At 70.0% G+C, this 14,039-nt stretch carries 17 protein-coding genes and 1 pseudogene; 12 read left to right on the top strand and 6 right to left on the bottom strand.

Annotated features, from left to right (window positions below; genetic code table 11):
• Positions 1-934 (top strand): sterol carrier protein domain-containing protein (locus tag JHN45_RS43835; RefSeq protein WP_201054894.1); only part of this gene is annotated, 934 nt, incomplete at its 5' end.
• 250 nt (positions 935-1,184) lie between these two features.
• The gene (locus tag JHN45_RS43830) at positions 1,185-2,093 is read left to right on the top strand and encodes a winged helix-turn-helix domain-containing protein (RefSeq protein ID WP_201054893.1); all 909 of its coding nucleotides are present in this window, start codon (positions 1,185-1,187) and stop codon (positions 2,091-2,093) included.
• Between the two features lie 40 nt (positions 2,094-2,133).
• On the opposite strand, the gene JHN45_RS43825 is transcribed toward JHN45_RS43830, so the two are convergent.
• Positions 2,134-2,322 (bottom strand): hypothetical protein, encoded by a 189-nt coding sequence (locus tag JHN45_RS43825; RefSeq protein WP_200715320.1) that lies wholly within the window; start codon positions 2,320-2,322, stop codon positions 2,134-2,136.
• 156 nt (positions 2,323-2,478) lie between these two features.
• Here JHN45_RS43825 and JHN45_RS43820 point away from each other — a divergent pair, with 156 nt between their 5' ends.
• Both JHN45_RS43820 and JHN45_RS43815 read left to right on the top strand, forming a co-directional pair.
• Entirely contained in the window at positions 2,479-3,357 is an 879-nt protein-coding gene (locus JHN45_RS43820) for a GntR family transcriptional regulator (protein WP_200715319.1), read from the top strand.
• A complete protein-coding gene (locus JHN45_RS43815) occupies positions 3,357-4,091 on the top strand; it encodes an HAD family hydrolase (protein WP_200715318.1) in 735 nt (244 codons plus the stop codon). The genes JHN45_RS43820 and JHN45_RS43815 overlap by 1 nt, the downstream gene beginning before the upstream one ends.
• A gap of 6 nt (positions 4,092-4,097) precedes the next feature.
• On the opposite strand, the gene JHN45_RS43810 is transcribed toward JHN45_RS43815, so the two are convergent.
• Positions 4,098-4,280, bottom strand: coding sequence for a hypothetical protein (locus JHN45_RS43810; RefSeq protein ID WP_200715317.1), 183 nt, complete (start codon positions 4,278-4,280; stop codon positions 4,098-4,100).
• Positions 4,281-4,451: 171 nt separating this feature from the next.
• On the opposite strand from JHN45_RS43810, the gene JHN45_RS43805 reads away from it, so the two are divergent.
• Positions 4,452-5,321 carry a GntR family transcriptional regulator gene (locus JHN45_RS43805; protein ID WP_201054892.1) on the top strand — a complete coding sequence of 290 codons (870 nt, stop codon included), beginning with the start codon at positions 4,452-4,454 and terminating at the stop codon, positions 5,319-5,321.
• Here JHN45_RS43805 and JHN45_RS43800 read toward each other — a convergent pair.
• On the bottom strand, positions 5,305-6,045 hold the full coding sequence (locus JHN45_RS43800) for an HAD family hydrolase (RefSeq protein ID WP_201054891.1): 741 nt from the start codon (positions 6,043-6,045) through the stop codon (positions 5,305-5,307). The genes JHN45_RS43805 and JHN45_RS43800 overlap by 17 nt on opposite strands.
• Before the next feature lie 231 nt (positions 6,046-6,276).
• Here JHN45_RS43800 and JHN45_RS43795 point away from each other — a divergent pair, with 231 nt between their 5' ends.
• Genes JHN45_RS43795 through JHN45_RS43785 form a run of 3 tightly spaced genes read left to right on the top strand, consistent with a single transcriptional unit; the run spans position 6,277 to position 8,522 of the window.
• Positions 6,277-7,374: an aminoglycoside phosphotransferase family protein gene (locus JHN45_RS43795; protein ID WP_201054890.1), complete on the top strand. Its 1,098-nt coding sequence runs from the start codon at positions 6,277-6,279 to the stop codon at positions 7,372-7,374.
• Entirely contained in the window at positions 7,371-8,003 is a 633-nt protein-coding gene (locus JHN45_RS43790) for an RraA family protein (RefSeq protein ID WP_201054889.1), read from the top strand. The genes JHN45_RS43795 and JHN45_RS43790 overlap by 4 nt, the downstream gene beginning before the upstream one ends.
• Positions 8,004-8,021: 18 nt before the next feature.
• The gene (locus tag JHN45_RS43785; protein ID WP_201054888.1) at positions 8,022-8,522 is read left to right on the top strand and encodes an HAD domain-containing protein; all 501 of its coding nucleotides are present in this window, start codon (positions 8,022-8,024) and stop codon (positions 8,520-8,522) included.
• A gap of 16 nt (positions 8,523-8,538) precedes the next feature.
• Here the strand turns inward: JHN45_RS43785 and JHN45_RS43780 are convergent, their stop codons facing one another.
• Positions 8,539-9,579: a phosphotransferase gene (locus JHN45_RS43780; protein ID WP_201054887.1), complete on the bottom strand. Its 1,041-nt coding sequence runs from the start codon at positions 9,577-9,579 to the stop codon at positions 8,539-8,541.
• A gap of 68 nt (positions 9,580-9,647) precedes the next feature.
• Here JHN45_RS43780 and JHN45_RS43775 point away from each other — a divergent pair, with 68 nt between their 5' ends.
• Genes JHN45_RS43775 through sigJ form a run of 4 tightly spaced genes read left to right on the top strand, consistent with a single transcriptional unit; the run spans position 9,648 to position 12,389 of the window.
• Positions 9,648-10,145 (top strand): GNAT family N-acetyltransferase, encoded by a 498-nt coding sequence (locus JHN45_RS43775; RefSeq protein WP_201054886.1) that lies wholly within the window; start codon positions 9,648-9,650, stop codon positions 10,143-10,145.
• 30 nt (positions 10,146-10,175) lie between these two features.
• Positions 10,176-10,604 (top strand): hypothetical protein, encoded by a 429-nt coding sequence (locus tag JHN45_RS43770; RefSeq protein WP_201054885.1) that lies wholly within the window; start codon positions 10,176-10,178, stop codon positions 10,602-10,604.
• Positions 10,601-11,404: an NAD(P)H-binding protein gene (locus JHN45_RS43765; RefSeq protein ID WP_307783363.1), complete on the top strand. Its 804-nt coding sequence runs from the start codon at positions 10,601-10,603 to the stop codon at positions 11,402-11,404. Before JHN45_RS43770 ends, JHN45_RS43765 begins: the two co-directional genes overlap by 4 nt.
• Positions 11,405-11,462: 58 nt before the next feature.
• Complete coding sequence (gene sigJ / locus JHN45_RS43760) at positions 11,463-12,389, top strand: RNA polymerase sigma factor SigJ (RefSeq protein WP_201054895.1); 927 nt, start codon at positions 11,463-11,465, stop codon at positions 12,387-12,389.
• Here sigJ and JHN45_RS43755 read toward each other — a convergent pair.
• Entirely contained in the window at positions 12,382-13,803 is a 1,422-nt protein-coding gene (locus tag JHN45_RS43755; protein ID WP_201054884.1) for an SMI1/KNR4 family protein, read from the bottom strand. The genes sigJ and JHN45_RS43755 overlap by 8 nt on opposite strands.
• Before the next feature lie 41 nt (positions 13,804-13,844).
• A pseudogene (locus tag JHN45_RS43750) lies at positions 13,845-14,039 on the bottom strand (LysR family transcriptional regulator); the annotation flags it as partial.

Genomic DNA, 14,039 nt, shown 5'->3' with positions numbered 1-14,039 from the left:
CGCGGCGAAGGAGCGCGGCGACGTCGTGGCGACCCTCATCGCCGCCGAGTACCGCATCTACGGCCGGTACGGCTTCGGTCCGGCCACCACCGCGACCCAGTGGGACATCGATGTCCAGCGCGCCGGCCTGGACCCCCGCTGGTCGGTCCCGGAGGACGGCGGCCGTATCGACCTGGTGGACGCCGAGGACGTCCGCAAGCTCGGCCCCGAACTGCACGAGCGGCTGCGCCGCCTCCAGCCCGGCGCGATCAACCGGAGCGACCTCTGGTGGGGGATCGACACGGGAGCCGTCACACTCACCCGCTCGTCGTGGACCGAGCGGTTCTACGCCGTCCACCGCGCGGCCGACGGCGAGGTGCAGGGCCTGGCCGCGTACGTCTGCGACGACACCTGGACCGACGCCAAGCAGCCCGGCGACACGGCCACGGTGAAGGGGCTCATCGCGACCACCCCGGCCGCCGAACGCGCCCTGTGGCAGCACGTCTGCTCGCTCGACTGGGTGACGAAGGTGAAGTCGGGCTGGCGTGGTCCGGACGATCTGCTGCCCCACTTCCTGCCGGACCCGCGCGCGGCCACGATCACCACGCAGGCGGACTGGCTGTGGGTGCGGATCCTGGATGTCGTACGGGCCATGGAGGCGCGGTCGTACGAGGGGGAGGGCACGCTGGTCTTCGAGGTGACCGACGGGGCCGGACTGGCGGGCGGGCGCTACCGGTTGACGGCGTCGGCGCAGGGAGCGTCCTGCACGCCGACCACGGAGAGCGCGGAACTCACCCTCGATGTGAGGGAGTTGGCCTCGCTGTGGCTCGGCGACACGTCGGTGCCGCGGCTCGTGGCGCTGGGCCGGGTCCGGGAAGAACGAGCGGGCGCCGCCCGAGTGGCCGACGCCCTGCTGCGTACGTCCGGGCGGCCTTGGTGCCCGGACATCTTCTGAACTCTCCTTGCTGTGCGGCCGGTTGGCGGCGGGTGGGTGAACTCGGTGGACTCATCCGTAGCTGTTCAGTTGTGGTTGTCGCCATGCGGTCGAGCCGGCCGACCGGGCTCTCGGCTCCCCTCCAGGAGAGAGGTCCGGTCGGCCAAGTTACCTAAGTTGGTAACCAACTCTTCTCTAGTTATCTCCTCTTGGATGCGTCTCATAACCACCTTTCCATGAACTGCCCAAAGATGGCGAGAAGTTGTAGGGTTTGGTCGTGGAGCCCGAACACGCCACCGTCAATGGACGGTCGAGGTCACCACGGCCACAGTGGTCACACCATGAACTGGCCGACGAGCTGCGCACCAGGATCAGGTCCGGTGTCCTGCGGCCCGGCCAGCGCATGCCCACCCAGGCCAAGCTGGCGGACGAGTTCGGCGTCGAGCGCGGGGCCGTGCGGCAGGCCCTGCGCATCCTGCAGTCCGAGCATCTGCTCACCAACGTGTCCAAGGGCAGCCCGGCGACCGTGGCCCCCGATCTCACCCTGGCCCTGACCGGCCCCGGAGCCCCGCCGCAGCCCACGATGGTGGGCCTGGCGCCGCGCATCGCGGAGGCCTTCGCGCAGCCGCACGTGGAGATCGAGGCGCTGTGCCTGACGGCGGTCTCGCTCACGCTGGCCATCGGCGAACCGCTGCGTCAGATCCACGCCGGGGTACTGAAACCGGCCAAGGTCGATGTGCGGGTGCTGCTGCCGAGCAGTGACATCGAGCTGGCGTTCCCGTCCCTGGTGGACTCCCCGGAGGACGGCCGGCCGCAGCGCCGCTGGCTGGCCCAACGCAACGCGCAGGGCCAGGTGTTGAAGCACAACCTGCTGGCCCTGCGCGCGACGCACGGCATAGACGTGCACATCACGTTCCGAGCCCTCCCCTTCACCCCGCCCGTGAAGCTGTACCTGCTCAACGGCTCGGAGGCGCTCTTCGCGTACTACACGCTGAGCCAGCGCGAGGAGGAGATCGGTCAGGAGCAGGTGGAGATGTACGACGCGGAGGGCACCCAGTCGATGCTCTTCGCGTTCGAGCAGGGTGCGGGACTGCGGGACACGACGTTCGTGGAACAGTCCCAGCTGTGGTTCAACGCACTGTGGGAGACGATCAGTTCGGAGCTGAGGCTGACGAGCTGATCGCCTCCCGCGGTGGCTGATCCGGGGGGCGGCTTTCGGATCACAGAGCGGGTCCGGTGAACAGCAGGGCCAGGACGACGGCCCCGATGGAGCTGATGGCCGGGCTCTTGGCCTTGATGCCGATGGAGATCAGGAGCAGGCCGATGATGCCGGTGGCGCCGAACTTCCACTGGACGATCTGTTCGAAGCCGACGACGAAGACGGCGGACAGGAGGGCGATGGCAGGCACGGTGGTTCCCCCTTCGGGCAACGGAAGCAAAACTTCCACCAACTCGGAGAAGTTGGCAACCAACTCTGCTTAAGTTGTTCCCGTTTGGTACCTACTCACACCTACTCACAATCAAGTTCCAAACAACTCCCCTTAGATGGGGCAGAGTTATACCGTTTGGTCGTGACCCAGGAGAACGTGGCAGTGAACGGCAGCAGAAGCTTCTCGCCCCAGGAGATCGCCGACGCCCTACGGGACCGTATCCGTGCCGGTGACCTCAAGGCGGGAGACCGCCTGCCCACCCAGGCCGACCTGGCGGAGGAGTTCGGCGTGGCCCGCGGCGACGTACGACAGGCCCTGCGCGTCCTCCAGGAGGCCGGCCTGCTCACCAACGTCAGCAAGGGCAGCCCGCCCAGGATCGCGGAGCCGCCGGCCGGTCCTGACGAGCCCCAGCCGACCATGGTGGCCCTGGCGCCCCGCCTGTCCGAGGCGTTCGCCGAACCCCACGTCAAGGTCGACGCGGCCTGCCTGACCGCCGAGAGCCTGCTGGTGGCGGTCGGCGAGTCGGTCCGCCAGATCCACGAGGGCCGGGTCCGCCCCACCTCGATCGACGTCCGGGTGCTGCTGCCCTCCCGGGACATCGCCCTGGCCTTCCCGGTCCCGGTCGACAACCCCGGCGAGAACAACCCGGTCCACCAGCGCTGGCTGACCATGCGCAACGCCCAGGCCCAGGTTCTCCAGCACAACCTGCTGGCCCTGCGCGCCACCCACGGCATCGACGTCCACGTCACCTTCCGCGCCCTGCCCTTCACCCCGCCGATCAAGCTGTACCTGCTCAACGGCGAGGAGGCGCTGCTCGGTTACTACGTCCTCGACGAGCGCGAGGAGGAGTACAACAGCCAGACCCTGGAGATGTACGACGCCCTCGGCTCCAGATCCGTCCTGTTCGCCTTCCTCAAGCAAGCCGGTCAGCGCGACGCCGCCTTCGTGGAGGAATCGCAGAAGTGGTTCGACGCCCTCTGGGAAACCATCACGACGGACCTGACACTCTCCTAGTGACTCCTGATACGGCGCAGACTGTTCCGGTGACAGAAGAGACAGGCAACGTACGCGAATTGATCACCGGCGCTCGCTTCGTCCTTTTCGACTTCGACGGCCCGATCTGCCGGCTGTTCGCGGGGCTCTCGGCGGAGGGCGTGGCGAAGGACCTGGTGTCCTGGCTGGAACGGCAGGGGCTGAAAGGGCTGCTGACGCAGGAGGAGCGTGAGCACCCCGATCCGCACGTCGTCCTGCGCGCGGTCAACAAGCGGCACCCGCGCAGCGATCTGGTCGACGAACTGGAGGAGTTGCTCACCCAGCACGAACTCAAGGCGGTCGACTCGGCGTACCCCACCCCGTACGCGGACCCGCTGATACGCACCTGGAACGCCGTCGGCGTCCATCTCGCCGTCGCCACCAACAACTCCCCGCGCACGGTGACGGAGTACCTACACGGCCGGGGCCTGCTCGACTGCTTCACCCCGCACGTCTACGGCCGCACGAACGACCTCGACCTCCTGAAGCCGAACCCCCACTGCCTGAACCGCGCCCTGCGCGCGATGGGCGCCGCCCCCGCCGACGCCCTGATGATCGGCGACACCCCCACAGACTTCGAAGCGGCCCGCCAGGCGCGCATTCCGTTCCTCGGCTACGCGCGTAACGACTTCAAGGAAGCGTTGCTGCGCAGGGCGGGCGCCGACTCCGTGGTGGGGTCCCTGCGGCCGGTACTGGACTTGGTACGGCGGGCGTAGCGTCCATCAGGCCTGGGTCATCAGCAGCATGAGCACCACGGCGCCGACGGCGGCACAGGATCTGCTGCGCGCCTTGACACCGACCCCGATGAGGAGCAGGGCCAGGAGACCCGGCGCTCCGTAGAGGGACTGGATCAGCTGGTCGACACCCATGGTGAAGAGGGCGGACCGCAGTTCTAGGACGACCATGACTCCCCCAAGCCACCGCTTCCAGGGAAGCGATCAACTTCCAGTCCAATTGGGCTGGTTGACGTAATGTGGTTGTTCCCTGGACTGCTGATCCCTTAACCGGTGCCCGAGTTGGCAGGCGATTTGACTGAAAGTGGTTTGCCCGACCGGACGGAGAGGTACGGTCGCCGTGTGAGCGAGGGCGGTACCGAGGACGGCGGCGGCAGGGAGTTCGTGCGCGTCGTGCGTGAGCTGCGGGCGTTGATAAACGACGGCAGCAGCTATCCCGTGGGCTCGTTCCTCCCCTCGCAACGGCAGCTGGCCGAGGATTTCAAGGTCTCCCGCGACACCGTGCAGCGCGTCCTCCGCGATCTGAGAAGCGAGGGATGGATCGAGACCCGCCAGGGAAGCGGCTCCAAGGTCCTCAAAAGGCAGCAGATCCAGTCCCCGACGAGCACGGGCATGGTCACGCTGCACCCGCTCTTCAATCACGCCTTCGAGAAACCCGAAGTGACCCTGGATGTCTTCACGTTGACGTCCGAGTCGCTGGACGCCCACATCCGCGTACAGGCGGTGCGGATCCGGGCCGGGCAGATCACCCCGGAGCGGATCACCCTGCGGATGGTGCTGCCCCATCCCTCGCTCGACATCCCGTACTGGCGCACGGCGGACGGCCGCCACGACGACCAGCTGAAGGCGCGGTTCCTCGGCATCACCGACGGCAACACCGCGTCGGTGCGCGGTGTGCTGAACGATCTGAAGGAGGCGGGGCACGTGCCCTCCGTGACGGTCGAGATACGACACGGCCTGCTGGTGCCGTATTCCAAGCTCTACCTCCTCAACGGAACCGAGGCGGTCCACGGCAACTACCGGCTGTACGAACGGTCCATCACGCTGGACAACGGCCAGGAGGTCGAGGGCGTCACCGATGTCGAGGGCCTGGGCGCCGGGCTCACCCACCATGTGATGGGCGAGCCCGGCGCCCAGGGCACGGTGTTCGTGCAGGACATGCGGGAGTGGTTCGAATCCGTCTGGAACGGGCGGCTCACCTCGAAGCCCTGATCCTCCCGGCCGCCGCGATCAGCGAACGATGCGTGGAGACCACGGCGTTCGCCCCGGCCCGTCGCATGTCCCCGGTCCGCTCCTCGTCCCCGGTGTATCCGACGAAACCGGTGCCCGCCGTCCGGGCGGCCTCCAGATCGGTGAGCTGATCCCCGATCACGACACAGGAGGAAGCGGGCAGGCGGAGGTGTGCGAGGGCCCGCTCCACGCATCGGGGATGGGGTTTCATATGCCGTGCGTCGTCAGGGTCACGGCCGAACACTCCCTCGAACTTCCCCCGGAAATCCGGCTGTTCGAGATAGGAACGGATCGGACCCTCGGCGTTGTTGCTCACGACCACCAGCCGCAGCGGGAGTTGGCGCAGTAGGCCGACGAGAGTGACGAGGTCCGGGGCGCCCACGGCGGTGCGGACCGCCTCGGTCTCCTGCTCGGTGACGATTTTCTCCGCGAGTTCCAGCGGCTGCGGCGAGAGCCTCTCCGCGGCCCGCCGCTCATACATGTCCCTGAGAGCGCGGAGGATGCCGTGCGAGTCGTAGCAGGACCGGACGTCCGGGTCGAGCCGGCCCCAGTACTGCCCTGCCACCTCCTTGACCCGCTCCGCCACGTCCTTCGTGGAGACGCCGCCGAAGAGATCGCAGACGGGTCCGTCGAAGTCGAACAGCACGGCACGGGCGCCGGCCAGCAGGCGCGGCAACGCGTCCCGGCCGTCGGTGGCGTCGGGCATGGGGCTCCTAGTCGTCGCGACACTCCGCCCCGAAAGGGCTCGCATCCTCCAACGACCCAGGTCCGGCAGGGGTATGCGCCCGTCGGAGTCCGTCCGGTCGCCGGTCGGACGTATGTCCCGTCGTTCGGCGGCGGTTCAATGGGCGGGTTCTCCGGCGTTGCCTTGCGCCTCTGGAGTAACGTGCCTCATCCCTTACTCATCGGCTCAACCGGAACGGGCTGAACCCAGCGAATGACATCCCAACTCACCGGTGTTCGGCAGCGAGCCGACGAACTGGTCGGCGAAAGCGGCGTGGTGACCGGCCCCCTCAAGGGCTACCACCACGAGACCTATGTGCTGACCATGCCGGGCGAGACGCGGATCGTGAAACTACGGGAACCGCGCGAGCGGATCCTGTGGTTCGACCGCAGGTGCTTCCGATCGGAAGAGGCCCTGCTCCGCGCACTGAACGGACGCATCACCCACATCCCCGTCATCCACGACGTGGAGGGCATGGCACTGCAGGTCTTCATCGAGGGCCGCACCCTCAAGTCCCGCCCGTGGGGCGACCGGCGGATCCCGGAGAGGGTCCGCGGCCAGATCGTGGACCTGTTCGGGGAGTTGGCACACGTCACACCCGACACCCTTGAGGTGGATCGCAGTTGCAAGGCCAAGGACCGCGCTGAGGACGGCGACTGCGACGACTTCCTGGAACGTCTCATCGTCTTCGTGGAAAAAAAGGTCTACGAGGAGAACTCCGAACGTTTCGGGCGGCTCTTCACCGAACTCGGCCTCCACCCCGACGCGTTCGTCCAGCTCAGAAAGAACGTTTCCGGACTGACCCGACGCGACTTCTGCCTGCTCCACGCGGACCTGCACCGGGAGAACTTCGTCCTGGACCCCAGCAACCAACTCTGGTCCATCGACTGGGAGTTGGCGATGCTGGGAGACCCGCTCTACGACCTCGCCACCCACCTCTACCTGATGTCCTATCCGGAGGACCAGGAACGCCGGATGGCCGAGGACTGGGCGGGAGCCGTCCGTGGAGTACGTCCCAGCAGTGCGCGGGGCTGGGCGGACGACCTGGACCGCATTCTCGCCTTCAAGCGAGCGCAGTCGGTGTTCACCGACGTCATCCGGCTGTCGCTGTCCCTGCGCGACGGATCGGGTGTCAACTGGGTCCGCCTTCCGTCGGCGGTCCGGAAACTGCAGGCGATCATGACGGCCGCCGCGGGCCCCCTGGGCCTGGTCGAGATCCCGAGCAGGCCGCGGATCGCCGCGGCACTCGCGCGCTGGGCCAACACGCCCGCCCCGCCGGCCGTTGAGGGAGCGGTAGCGTCCAGGGCATGACTGATGCCACCGACTTCACCGACTTCGAGGACATCCCCACCACCACGCTCGCCGAACTCCTCGGCCGCGAACGGGTCATGGACATCGGCATCCGGCCCCTGTGGGGTCCCCTGCCGCGTCTCGCCGGACCGGCCTTCACCGTGCGGTGCCCGCCCGGCGACAACCTCATGCTGCACGCCGCCATCTACCGCGCCGAGCCGGACTCGATCGTCGTGGTGGAGTCGGGCGACCTGGACTACGCCCTCGCCGGCGGAAACGTCTGCGCCATCGCCCAACGGCGGGGCATCGCCGGGTTCGTCCTCGACGGCGTGATCCGCGACCTCGGCGAGGTACGCGCGGCTGGCTTCCCCGTGCTCGCCCGGGGCGTCATCCCGATCCCGGGCGTCAAGAAGGCCGTACTCCCGCTGAACGAACGCGTGCGCTGCGGCGGCGCCACCGTCGACTCCGGGGACATCGTGGTGGCCGACGAGGAGGGGATCGTGGTCGTACCGGCGGCCCGCCAGGCGGAGATCCTCGCCGGGGCCCGGGCCCGCCTGGACAAGGAGTCCACCGAGACCCTCGACGACTGGGAGAAGGCACACCGGGCGCGGGTGGATGAACTGCTGCGCGCGGGCGGCTTCGAGGCGTGATGTGAGAGGGGCCTGCTGATGCTTCTCTTCCTCGATGTCGACGGGACGCTGCTGCCCTTCGGCGCGTCCCGCCCGTACCCGGCGTACGAGTCCAACTTCGCGTCGCCCACGGCCGATTCCCCTCCGCTGCTGACCCGCATCGATCCCTCGCTCGGACCACGGCTCACGGCGCTGCGGTGCGAATTGGTGTGGGCGACGACCTGGATGGACGACGCGAACGAATGCGTCGCGCCCTGGCTCGGGCTGCCCCAACTTCCCCTGGTGGACTGGCCCGACCCGGCCGAGGACGGGGTGGGGGACGGCGCGGGCGGGCGGCTGCACTGGAAGACCCGGCCGTTGGTCGCCTGGGCCGCCGGGCGGCCCTTCGTCTGGGTGGACGACGAGATCGGGGACGCCGACCGCGACTGGGCGGGCGCCCACCACCCCGGAAGGGCCCTGCTCCAGCGCGTCGACCATCGGTACGGGATCACGGATGCCGATCTCGCCGCCATGGAGGCGTGGTTGGCGGCCGATCGGTGACGGGGGACATCCAAAACTAGAACAACGGCTCGTCCAGCGACAGTTTCAGCAGTGACCTGGCGCTCTCCGTCGCGCCCGCCGTGCGGGTCGCCGTGGAGGCGTCGGGGAAGTGGCGGTTCCAGGATGACGCGCGGCCGATCGTGCCGAGTCGGGTCGCGAGGGTCAGGGCGCGGCGGAGTTCCGGGGTGGAGTGGCCGTTTCCCGTCCAGGGTTCCAGGTAGGCGTCCCGCAGGCGGGGCAGTGCCTCGGGGCCGTAGCGTTCGCGGACTCGTCCGGCCGGGACCAGGAAGCTGCAGAAGGGGTGCGAGACGGCGGCGTCGCCCCAGTCGAAGAAGGTGTAGCGGCCGGGCTCCGGGTGGAACAGCTGGCCGTCGTGCAGGTCGGAGTGGTCGAGCGAGTCCGGGATGCCCAACCCGGCCAGTTCGGCGCACAGTTCGAGCAGTAGCGGTCGTAGAGCACGCAGTTGGGCGGGGGCGATCTCCAGTTGTGCGGTGGCCTCTATGAACTGGACCACCTCGTCGAAGACTTCGGGGAGGGCCGTCGTCCGGGCGCTGGGGACGCCGAGTTGTTCGAGGTCCTTGGTGCGCGGGATCAGGGCGCGTTGCATGGTCGCGTACTGGCGGAGCGGTTCTTCCCAGGCGCGGGGGTCGGCAGGGGTGCGGTCGAGGAACTGCCAGAAGAGTTCGCCGCCGTGGGGGAGCAGGGACCAGCCGCGGTCGGCGTCGACGGCGAGGGGTTCCAGGACGTACTCCGGGACCCAGCGGGCCAGCGCGGCGGTGAGCGGTGCCTCGAACGCACCGGCCGGCGGGTTGGCCTTCAGCCAGACGGCGGCGGCGGCGCCGGGAGCTTCGGCCGATCCTTCGACGGGGATGCGGACCAGGACCGACCAGGGGCGCAGCCGCACACCCAGCCGGCCCGTCTCGCGCAGGCCCCGCGCCGCGAGTTCGCGCCGGGCCCAGCCGAGGGCCGCGCTCCGCCAAGTCACCTGATCCCAGGGCGTCTTGGCGCCCTCGTGCTGTCCGCGGTCGATGACCCGCGACATCTCGTCGTCGTGCATCGCGTCATTCCAGCATTCGGGTTGATCGGCGTTCCATCGAATTACCGGGCCGCGCTACCGTGGTGATCATGGCGGACTGGGAGATACGGCCCGCGTCGGCGGCGGACGTCGAGGCGGTCGCCGAGCTGCGTGCCGTCGTGCTGCGGGCGGATCTGGAACGGCTCGGGCGCTACGACGCCCGGCGCGTGCGGCAGCGGCTGCGGGACGGGTTCGAGCCGCGGCACACCTGGGTGATTGAAGTGGGAGGCCTGTTCGCCGGCTGCGTTGCGCTACGACCCGACGCGGACGGCCGCTGCCACTGGCTGGAGCACTTCTATCTCGCGCCGGAGCTCCAGGGCGCCGGGATCGGGTCCGGTGTGCTCGGCGAACTGCTGGAGCGGTGCGACCGTGGCGGTATCGCGGTCGTACGGCTGAATGTGCTGCGGGGGAGCCCTGCCCGGCGGCTGTACGCGCGGCACGGGTTCACCGTGGAGACCGGGGACCACGAGGATCCGGTGGACGTGTTCATGGCGCGGGAGGCGCCCGGCCGACCTCGGCCCGGACAGCCGGTCCGACCGTCGCCCTGACATTCCCGGGGGCTGCGTCGTCGTAGACGTATGAACAGAATCCGGTACGTCAGTCTCGGCCTGCTGGCCGTGGTCGGCCTGTACACAGGGACCTGGGCCTATTTCTCGCCGACGGGGTGGTACGCGAACTTCCCGGGGCTCGGACTGAGCTGGTTGCCCCAGCTGGGGCCCTACAACGAGCACCTCGCCAAGGACGCGGGAGCCATGTTCCTCGCGCTGGCCTGTCTGACGCTCGTCGCGCTGCGCCAGGTGCACAACACCAGGCTGGTGCAGACGACGGGTGCGGTGTGGCTGGTCTTCAACGTGCTGCACTTCAGCTATCACGTACAGCACCTCGACATGTACGGGACGCGGGACCAGGTCCTGAACGTGGTCTTCCTGGCCGCGCTCGTCCTGCTGGCGGCGGTGCTGCTGGTGCCGGTGTCGGCCCTCTCGGCGCGACGGGGTGACACCAAGTGAGAGAGCGGGACGGTATGCGGATCGCGGTGGCGGGCGGGACCGGGCTGGTCGGCCGGTACGTGGTCGAGGAGCTGGCCGCGGCCGGACAGGAACCGGTGGTGCTCAGCCGGTCGAGGGGCGTGGACCTCGTCGCGGGCGGCGCCGGGCTCGATGCCGCCCTGGAGGGGGTGGAGGCCGTCATCGACGTCAGCAATGTGACGACGACGAGCGCGAAGAAGGCCGTCGCGTTCTTCGAGACCGTCGGGCACCACCTGCTCGACGCGGGCGCACGGGCCGGCGTACGGCATCACGTGGTGCTGTCGATCGTCGGCATCGACCGGGTCGGCCTCGGCTACTACCGGGGCAAACTCCGGCAGGAGGACGTGGTGGCGAGCGGCCCGCTGCCGTGGACGGTGCTGCGCGCCACCCAGTTCCACGAGTTCGCCGCGCAGACCCTCGACCGGGTCCCGGGGCCCCTCGCGGTGGTGCCCCGCATGCGGACCCAGCCGGTCGCGGCCCGCGAAGTGGCCCGGCACCTGGTGGAACTCGCCCTCGCCCCGGCCCAGGGCATGGCCCCCGATCTCGCCGGGCCGCGTGTCGAGCAACTCGTCGACATGGTGCGCCGGTTGCTGCGGGCCCGGCACGAACGCCGGCTGCTGCTGCCGGTACGGATGCCGGGCGCGACCGGGGCGGCGATGACGGGGGACGGGCAACTGCCGCTCCCCGGCGAGCCGTTGGGGCCGCGGGGCAGCCAGACGTTCGACGAATGGCTCGCACAGCATGTCCAGCACATCGAGCCGCCCACCGTCCAGGGAGGATGACCCCGCCGTGCCCACCCCTCCGCAGTCCGAGTGGCGCGACCCCACCCTCGGTTCCCTCATGGCCGAGCGCCGCCGGCTGCTCAACCTCGGGTACCGGATGCTCGGTTCGGTGCAGGACGCCGAGGACGTCGTACAGGAGACGTACGCCCGTTGGTACGCCCTGTCGGAGGAGGCGCAGCGGGAGATCGAGGCGCCGCTCGCGTGGCTGACCCGGGTCGCCTCGCGGATCTGCCTCGACCAGCTCGGGTCGGCGCGGGCCCGGCGCGAGCGCTACACCGGGGAGTGGCTGCCCGAGCCGGTACGGCACAGCGGCACCTGGGCCAGCACGGGCGGCGCGGGCGCGGACGATCCCGCCGACCGCATCACCCTCGACGAGTCGGTCAGCATGGGCATGCTCGTGCTGCTGGAGTCGATGACTCCGGCGGAGCGCGTCGCCTTCGTCCTGCACGACGTCTTCGGCCTGCCGTTCACCGAGATCGCCGAGACGGTGGGCCGTACCCCGGCCGCCTGCCGCCAACTCGCCTCGTCCGCACGCCACCGACTCGCCCGCAGGCCGCCCGGCGGCAGTACCGCCGAGGAGCACGGGCGGGTCGTCACCGCGTTCCGCGAGGCCTGCGAGAGCGGTGACTTCGACGCGCTCGTCGCCCTCCTCGACCCCGACGTCGAGTCGCGCAGCGACGGCGGCGGGAAGGTACGGGCCGCGCTGCGACCGGTCGTCGGCCGGGACAAGGTGGCCCGCCTCTTCCTCGGCCTCATGCGCCGGGAACCCGAGATGGAAATCGTCGAGGAGGACGTCAACGGCACGCCCGGTGTCTCGGTCCGCATCGCCGGCACGACCTTCGCCGTGCTCGCGGCGGACGTGCGCGCCGGCCTGATCACCGACCTGTGGCTGGTGGTCAACCCGGACAAGCTGCGGGCGTGGACGGGGCACGGGGGTGATGGCGGTGGCGATGGCGGCAACGGCGGTGCGGGTGCTGTCAGTTAGCCGGTAGCTCTCCTTCCAGGATCGTCTGGACGATCAGGGGGCGGTCCCAGAGGGCGAGGATCTCGTTGGCGAGGGTCACGTACGGCAGCGGGTCCCATTCGCCGTGGGCGACGATCTCGGCGGCCGACAGGCCGCGGGGCACGGCGCCGGCGTCGAGCAGGACCCGCCAGTCCTCCGGACCGAGTTCCAGGAACTCCAGTCCGGTGAGCCCGGCGATCTCCAACGGGTCGGCCAGCGTGCCGGGGTAGGCGGTCAGGGTCCGCAGGCGGGGCAGCCCGAGGACCGGGGCGAGGCTGAGCGGCGCACCGTCCCACACCCCGATGGACAGCACTTCGAGACCGGGGTGCGCGACGGCCTCGACGCTCTTCAGGTTGCCGATGTTGACCCGGGCCACGACGGGTGGTCGCCGCTCCTCGGGGCCGGCGGGTTTTGCTTCTGCGGCGAGCCGGCCCAGCACCAGGTCCGTGAGCGAGTCGGCGACGAGCCTGGCGCCGGTGTCGTCCCCGCGGGCGAGCAGGATGATCTGTCCCGTGTGCCCTCGGGGCCCGGGTGTCAGGTCCACGGCCAGTGGGTCGCCGCCCTCGTCGACGCCGAAGAAGACCCAGCCCGGTGAGCCGACGAGACCCTGCACCGCCGCGTCGGGCGGGGTGTCGACGGCTTCCATCGCCCCGATTCCCCAGGTGGTGCGGCGGTACGACGTGTCGGCGACGCGCAGGCCGTCCAGGTCGAACGGCCCGTAGCCGAGCGCCTCGGCTTCGCGTTCCTCCGACTCGTCGTCGCCGTCGTGGTCCTCCCAACGCGCCCGTGTCACGCGGTAGAGCGCCTTGAGTTCGGCGGGCAGCGCGAACCCGAGACGGGTCTCGGCGGCGGCGATCTCCTCCTCCGTGGCACCGATGGCATCGGGCAGCCGCTCGCGCAGCGCGCTCGCCAGCGCCTCCGGGTCCGCCGAGGGCGCGGGCGCCGCCGCCGCCCCGGTCACCGGGTCGGGAAGCCGCCGCCAGGGCTCGGGAACGGCACCGTCGACCCGGACGAGCGCGCCGGGGTGCGGGTTGCCGACGCCCGCTTCGACCGCCGGGCTCGGGTCGAACAGACGCAGGATGACCCGCCCGGTCCGGTATATCTCCGCGGCGAAGGAGATGTCGTCGATTCCGGCGTCCGCGAGCGCGCCCTGCACCCGCTCCGCCGCGTCGTGCTCCTCCTGCACGTCCTCCATCTGGACGGCCCGGCCCGACGCCGGCCGCGGTCGCCGTAGGTCCAGACTCCAGCCGTGCTCACTGATACGTCCCGCCACTCGAACGGAACCGGCGGACGCGCCGCCGTCCCGCCTCTCGCGGTCGGCGCGCAGCACCCGTAGCAGGGGTTTCCAGGTCGCGAAGTCGTGTATCGACGACGGCGACTGCCTTTGATCAGCCATGCCGACGACCGTACGCGCCGCCACTGACAACGGGTTCGCCGCTACTCGAACTGTCGGTGTCGGGCGCGCGCGGCCCGCTCCGTGCAGCTGCGGGCGACCGTGTCCGCGAAGGTCCGGGCGAGCGGGGTGAGGGCGTCCCAGCGGCGGACGGCCCAGCCGACCGGGAGCGGGGGCAGGCCGGGGAGGGGGACGAGGCGGAGCGGGCCGGTGCCGGGGGTCTCCCAGCCGGGCAGGAG

It is taken from the genome of Streptomyces sp. MBT53 (assembly GCF_016654115.1).
Classification (GTDB): domain Bacteria; phylum Actinomycetota; class Actinomycetes; order Streptomycetales; family Streptomycetaceae; genus Streptomyces.
Note: the sequence above shows the minus strand (reverse complement) of the source record. Positions and strands in the feature narration are given on the sequence as shown.

What these genes read in the sequence shown, in the direction of transcription:
- sigJ (WP_201054895.1), top strand. Translation starts at nt 11,463, where the DNA reads ATGGCCGAGCGCCGCCGGCTGCTCAACCTCGGGTACCGGATGCTCGGT.
- JHN45_RS43785 (WP_201054888.1), top strand. Translation starts at nt 8,022, where the DNA reads ATGCTTCTCTTCCTCGATGTCGACGGGACGCTGCTGCCCTTCGGCGCG.
- JHN45_RS43755 (WP_201054884.1), bottom strand. Translation starts at nt 13,803, where the DNA reads ATGGCTGATCAAAGGCAGTCGCCGTCGTCGATACACGACTTCGCGACC.
- JHN45_RS43770 (WP_201054885.1), top strand. Translation starts at nt 10,176, where the DNA reads ATGAACAGAATCCGGTACGTCAGTCTCGGCCTGCTGGCCGTGGTCGGC.
- JHN45_RS43775 (WP_201054886.1), top strand. Translation starts at nt 9,648, where the DNA reads ATGGCGGACTGGGAGATACGGCCCGCGTCGGCGGCGGACGTCGAGGCG.
- JHN45_RS43810 (WP_200715317.1), bottom strand. Translation starts at nt 4,280, where the DNA reads ATGGTCGTCCTAGAACTGCGGTCCGCCCTCTTCACCATGGGTGTCGAC.
- JHN45_RS43780 (WP_201054887.1), bottom strand. Translation starts at nt 9,579, where the DNA reads ATGCACGACGACGAGATGTCGCGGGTCATCGACCGCGGACAGCACGAG.
- JHN45_RS43790 (WP_201054889.1), top strand. Translation starts at nt 7,371, where the DNA reads ATGACTGATGCCACCGACTTCACCGACTTCGAGGACATCCCCACCACC.
- JHN45_RS43800 (WP_201054891.1), bottom strand. Translation starts at nt 6,045, where the DNA reads ATGCCCGACGCCACCGACGGCCGGGACGCGTTGCCGCGCCTGCTGGCC.
- JHN45_RS43795 (WP_201054890.1), top strand. Translation starts at nt 6,277, where the DNA reads ATGACATCCCAACTCACCGGTGTTCGGCAGCGAGCCGACGAACTGGTC.